Genomic DNA, 277 nt, shown 5'->3' with positions numbered 1-277 from the left:
CATACTAGGACCATAAATATCAGCATCGAGCACGCCAACACGGTTGCCTAGCTTTTGTAATGCCAAAGCGATATTCACGGTAGTCGTTGATTTACCAACACCACCTTTACCCGACGCCACCACGATAATATGGCGAATACGCGGATGCGCTGTCAATGATGCTTGTGTCGGCGCGGCTTTGGTAATCGGCGGTTCGGCAGCAGTATCAGTTTTAGTGCCACTATCAGGCTTTGATGCTGACTGATTCTGGGCGTCCATTGCATTGGTGGTCTTGGGC

Annotated in this window: 1 protein-coding gene; it reads right to left on the bottom strand. The window is 50.5% G+C overall.

What is annotated here, in order from left to right:
• A partial coding sequence (locus tag AAEZ03_RS27165; RefSeq protein WP_350582935.1) for a P-loop NTPase occupies positions 1–258 on the bottom strand: 258 nt, incomplete at its 3' end.
• Positions 259–277: the final 19 nt, after the last annotated feature.

Source organism: Pseudomonas sp. HY2-MNA-CIBAN-0224, assembly GCF_040310285.1.
GTDB classification, from domain to species: Bacteria; Pseudomonadota; Gammaproteobacteria; order Pseudomonadales; family Pseudomonadaceae; genus Aquipseudomonas; species Aquipseudomonas helleri.
Note: the sequence above shows the minus strand (reverse complement) of the source record. Positions and strands in the feature narration are given on the sequence as shown.